Origin of the sequence: Psychrobacter sp. CMS30 (genome assembly GCF_904846565.1) — a bacterium.
GTDB classification, from domain to species: domain Bacteria; phylum Pseudomonadota; class Gammaproteobacteria; order Pseudomonadales; family Moraxellaceae; genus Psychrobacter; species Psychrobacter maritimus.
Genome location: NZ_CAJHBF010000043.1, coordinates 1 through 5,053, shown reverse-complemented (window position 1 = coordinate 5,053; position 5,053 = coordinate 1). Strand labels below are relative to the sequence as shown.

The following is a 5,053-nucleotide window of genomic DNA, read 5'->3' as shown; positions in this document are numbered from 1 at the left end:
GCATGGCGCTGTAACGCTGTAACTTCCTGCTTGTGTCGTTGTCGCAGTGCTAAAATTATGAACAACAAAAAAGCCCCGAAACCGAAGTTTTGGGGCTTTTATTGACTTACACCCCAGAGGAGTGTAAGATTTTTTAATCGTTTGATTAGAAGTGTTGGTCGCACTTCTTATCAGATACAACATCTATTACGAGTAGAGTTGAAACACTATGATAGCATTTTCAAACGCTTTTTCAAATAATCCTGCGCAAAAACACCAATATTTCGTACAAAAAAAGTACGATAATTCAAAATCCATAGCATCCATAAATTACTCAGACGTTAATTCTCGTTTGCATGAAACTGTGCCCGATAGAAAAATGGCCGATTCGCGTGCCCTTGGTAGTGATACAGAATCTCAGGCCAAAACTTCAAAGAAAGACGCTAAAGCTATACGTAGCAAGCAAGACAACAGAAAATACAATTATGCGTTAAGAGAAACTGCGGCGAAAATATTGCCTGATCAGCGCGTTCGGCTGTGCGGTTGTTGCCGTGTTGATGCTACAAAAAATGTTGGTGTGCGCCACAATGGCATTAAAGGTAAAAATGGCAAAGCGAAAATAACCAATGTTATCTCGTGCAAAAGCATTTGGACTTGTATCGTTTGTGGCTCTCGAATGCTTGCTGAGCGTGGTGAAGAGGTTTCAAAAGGTGTTGCCGCTTGGGTTGAGGCTGGCGGTGAAGCACTGATGCTAACGACTACTCACTCGCATACAAGAGAAGATGAACCAAAAGCCACTCTCAATTTGATAAGTAAAGCACGTGCCTTTTTTTGGGGTCATAGGAACGTCAAAGAAGTATTAGAACAAGTAGGCTATGTTGGCCATATTAAGGCGCTAGAGACGACGTACGGTAGCGATAACGGATGGCATCCGCATAATCACGATGTGCTTTTTGTATCGCAGAGTATTGAGGATCTTAAGTCTCACGAGGTCGCGGTAACTTTTGAAGATGATGGTTTTATCCGCTATGTAACGCCCTTTAGAGAAAAACAATTAATTAAGAAAAAATTAGATGGTGATATTCAGTTTGTTAGTCTTGAGGTGTTTCTAAAACACTTCTGGATAAAGGCTTGCGCTCATGTTGGACTAGGGCTGCCAAGTGTTGAAAAGGGATTGACGCTTCAAGGGGCTAGCAAACTTAAAAATTACTTAACCAAATTAACGGACGTATCCAAACTAGGCCAAGAGCTAACAAACACCAGTGCTAAAAGCGGAAAAGTTGGTCGCCGTAACCAGTGGCAAATTCTCAATGATGCAAAAGAGGGTTGCGCTCATTCATCCAAGCTTTTTGAGACGTACGCGAGAGCTTTCAAAGGGGAGCGTCAGTTGTTTTGGTCGAGCGGGCTTAAGAAATTGTTAGATGTTGCAGAGGTTGATGATAGTAAATTATTAGAAGAGGAAGAGCCTGATACTACAGTGGATATCGCTGAAATAACTCCCGATGTATGGCAGTTAATCAAGCGTTACAAGGCTCAAGCGCACATACTGACGGCAGTCGAAAATGATTTTAATAATGGCCGTACTGATGAATATAATAGTGTTCTAAATCGTCTAGTTATTTATGATCGAAAGCGTATTGAGCGAGAACGTATAGAATATGAAAGGCAGTTTGCTAGCCAGATACCTAAAAAATTCTTAAATAGTGCTTAGGCTATCTTAGTGGGCTTCTTAGATTCTTCACTGTGCCTTTCTTCTCTTATTTTTTCATAATATATGTCGGTTGTTAATGAAGCTGTACGTACAAAGTCCGGTAAGCAATCATTACTAAAAGTTATTTTAAATTCGTGAGGGGTAATACGTCTTAGTGTCGCTGTTCCTAATACTTCTTCTCAGGTCTATTGATACTAAGGGTTGGTGTTTTAGAAAATCTCTTTGTACTGATCGATTTCAATAATTATATTTTTTTTATATGATTTAATAACGTCATAAAATAATTGATCTTCTATGTTAAAGACTTCGTCATCTCTATTTTTAGGATAATAAATATTTCCTGAAGTGCTAAAAAAACGATCATCGCTAATAGTTAGATCGAAGTCAATGTGTTGTTCACCTTGGATTAATGGTTCCCATGAAGTGAGTTTATTTGAATCATCCCAGCCTGAAAATTCCCATTTTTTTCCTTCAATGAAATCCTTTTTAACGTCATATTCTAATTTTTCTCTCTTTTCACGGTAGTAATTACATAGACTGACAATAGCAATTAATAGACCGATCATAGTGCTGATACTTGCCCCCATACTTAATATTTCTATGATATTAAATCTCAATGTATTTATCCTTAAAATGAAAATATTATAAAGTATAACCGCATATCTCTTTAAGATTTTGGCTTTTAAGCTCTCTGCAAGAGCGCAGTTTCGAGAAATGACACAAAAAACGTACTGCGTGTGTTATTGTATCATTTATCGAAGCCGCGTTGGGGGTGCCCCAAACCCCAAAAGCAAAAGCAAATCGAGGTGAAAAATGGCTATCTACAGACTAGAAAGAAAGTCGATAAGTCGCGGAAATAATCACAATTTAGTTGCCGCTGTCGCGTATCGGGCAGGGTTAAAATTGACTGACAATAATAAATACAATAAGGATGCTAAGACTCACGACTACACTAAAAAAACAGACGTAGCACATAGCGAGATTTTGTTGGCTGATGAATTATCAGAGCAAATGAGTAAGGTAGGGCTAACGTTAGATTTTGAAGAAATAGCAAATTTAGTGGAGAGAGGCGAAACAACCTTGCGCGGCAAAATAAAGGAAACTGCAAAACTTGCAAATGAATATGTCCTAGCGGGTTCGCATGAATTGAGTCTTGAGGAAAATATAAAAGCGTTTCAGGAGTTTGCTAAGCAGCAAGCCGAGGAGCAAAACGTCATTGCAATGCTTTTTGTTCACGATCCCAAGCATGGCGATGATATGAGCGCAGACGATCAAGCAGCTGATAGCACGAAAAGCAAAGACCCTCGCAATATTCACGCTCATATTGTATTGCTTAGTCGTCAAGTCGAGTTGAGAAATGGCGAGCTGAGGCTTGGCAAAAAATGCGACAGTGATGTATCAAATGATGAGCGTACGCGCCCAATAGTAGCTGATGAATTAGTCGGTACGATTGATCCAGTTACTAATAAAAAAATCCAGCAAGGTCGCGGTCTTTGTAGTAATAGTGAATGGTTGCATGGCGTACGAAAGTTGTGGGCTGATATACAAAATAAAAGTCTAGCGCGTCATAATTTATTTCTAGTCACACATAAATCATATAAGGAATTAGGACTCAAGTTTAAACCAACGATGCACCTAGGAAAAAATGCGAATCACTTGGAAAAAATAGGCACTAAGACGGAAATAGGTAAACATAATGACTCGATCAACGAGTACAACCGCATTCACTTTGAGCGCTCAGCAAGCGTTCTTGCTAGTAGAACAGAACAAGCAAGCAATACAAGCAAACATAGTGTTGAGCGACATCAACAGCAAGCAGACGCAGCTAATCAAATCATTACGAGACGAGCTAGAGCAGCAAAATCAAGCGCCTCAAGCCCTTACAATGACAGAGCTAGAGCAAGAGAACAAAGAGCTAGAGCAAGAGAACAAAGAGCTGCTGAGTTTGACGAGCGAACAAGCGCTTTTGATCGAGAAACTGACTACTACAATATCGAGTTTGAGACTGCTACTGAACGAATGATTGAAGAAGTTATTTATAGTTTTCAGACAAGAGATGCTGAAAAATTTGATGAGCGACAACTTAAAATACTAGATGCTTTTGCTGAAAAAAATAAGCTAACGCCAGAGCTTGCAGGGGATTACCGCGCTTATCTAAGGGATAGTAAAGCGTTTTTTAATACAGAATCGTTAGTAGATAACGAGCAAATCATTAAGCTATTGCGTAATCCAGAAGTAGAGTTGCTAGAACATGAAAAAACTAAAAACAGGATTGGCGTTTCAGAATCAGCGCTCAGTTTAATGCAGCCGCGAGCAAAAGAAACAGATTCAGCGCCTGATTCTTCAATTCCTACGCGCAGTTTTCGACCATAGCTTAGGCTATTTAATTAGAGGATCGATAAAATGAGAAAGTATCAAAAGATTGTCAAAGATAATATAGATTTAATCGGTGAAGCAGAAGAAAGTCTACTCTATGATATTGACCACTCAGAAGAGAATGGCGCTGTAATTCCTAACGGTTATCTGCGGTGCATTTATGTTGCATCTGGTGCTATCAGAATGATTGATGAGAATTATGACTTTAGCCAGATGCCAGTTGGCGTAGCTGAAACAATCGCTAATATGCTGACAGCTTATGCAAGTTGTGCTTATGAGGGCAAGTTAAGTCATGACTTCATCATGCACTGCTTTGACTTATCGAAGCAGATAAAAGATAACGCACATTATCATAGAATGAGGGAACCTCTGTTCTATAGCTGATGGCTCATGCTAGAGTGCTGCCAATCTATTAGCACAAGCCTCCTTGCCCTGCAGCTAACATCTTTTATCTACACAGCAGTCATAGTTATTGAAGTGCAGCCTGTAGCGCCTGATAGCATCTTTTCGCTATCAGGTAGCGTTAAGGCGTAAAACAAAGGCTCGATACTCTAGAACAAATGAGCCTTCTCCCCTTGCGGGATAATTGTCAAACCTTGGGTAGGACAGAAAGTTACGACATATTACTCCCTGTAGTTAGGGGATTTTTTTTAAAACTTAAATAATATAGAGAGATGTAATATGAACGATAGAGTATGGACTAACGAAGAGATGTGCGCTGAAGATATGGGAGAGTATGAGTCATGCGCTCAATGTGGCGGTAGTGTTGATGTTTATGGTACGGGTAGCAGTCAATTGCTCGAAGGTGAATACACCTGTAGTAGGTGTGCTAAAAAATGGGCTAGTTATGAGAATATTGCCGATTATTAATTAGTGATGTTTGGCGACTTACACGCCACTTGGCGATAAGCCACAGCATTACAGCACCGCATGGCTTACCTACTTTTTTGTTCCTGCTGCCGCGAGATCAGAAAATCAGCTAGCCAG

The 5,053-nt window shown here is 39.8% G+C and carries 5 protein-coding genes; 4 read left to right on the top strand and 1 reads right to left on the bottom strand.

The features are described from left to right. Positions 1-208: 208 nt before the first annotated feature. The gene (locus JMX94_RS13110; protein ID WP_201566008.1) at positions 209-1,690 is read left to right on the top strand and encodes a protein rep; all 1,482 of its coding nucleotides are present in this window, start codon (positions 209-211) and stop codon (positions 1,688-1,690) included. Positions 1,691-1,899: 209 nt separating this feature from the next. On the opposite strand, the gene JMX94_RS13105 is transcribed toward JMX94_RS13110, so the two are convergent. Then, positions 1,900-2,307 (bottom strand): hypothetical protein, encoded by a 408-nt coding sequence (locus JMX94_RS13105; RefSeq protein ID WP_201566007.1) that lies wholly within the window; start codon positions 2,305-2,307, stop codon positions 1,900-1,902. 196 nt (positions 2,308-2,503) lie between these two features. On the opposite strand from JMX94_RS13105, the gene JMX94_RS13100 reads away from it, so the two are divergent. The 3 genes from JMX94_RS13100 (at position 2,504) to JMX94_RS13090 (ending at position 4,936) form a co-directional block, all read left to right on the top strand. Then, entirely contained in the window at positions 2,504-4,063 is a 1,560-nt protein-coding gene (locus JMX94_RS13100) for a MobA/MobL family protein (protein WP_201566006.1), read from the top strand. A gap of 30 nt (positions 4,064-4,093) precedes the next feature. Continuing rightward, a complete protein-coding gene (locus JMX94_RS13095) occupies positions 4,094-4,450 on the top strand; it encodes a hypothetical protein (protein ID WP_201566005.1) in 357 nt (118 codons plus the stop codon). Positions 4,451-4,747: 297 nt separating this feature from the next. Then, positions 4,748-4,936 carry a hypothetical protein gene (locus JMX94_RS13090; RefSeq protein ID WP_201566004.1) on the top strand — a complete coding sequence of 63 codons (189 nt, stop codon included), beginning with the start codon at positions 4,748-4,750 and terminating at the stop codon, positions 4,934-4,936. The last annotated feature ends 117 nt before the right edge of the window (positions 4,937-5,053 follow it).

Bases quoted from the DNA above. Each gene is read 5' to 3' on its own strand.
- JMX94_RS13110 (WP_201566008.1), top strand. From the start codon at position 209: ATGATAGCATTTTCAAACGCTTTTTCAAATAATCCTGCGCAAAAACAC.
- JMX94_RS13100 (WP_201566006.1), top strand. From the start codon at position 2,504: ATGGCTATCTACAGACTAGAAAGAAAGTCGATAAGTCGCGGAAATAAT.
- JMX94_RS13095 (WP_201566005.1), top strand. From the start codon at position 4,094: ATGAGAAAGTATCAAAAGATTGTCAAAGATAATATAGATTTAATCGGT.
- JMX94_RS13090 (WP_201566004.1), top strand. From the start codon at position 4,748: ATGAACGATAGAGTATGGACTAACGAAGAGATGTGCGCTGAAGATATG.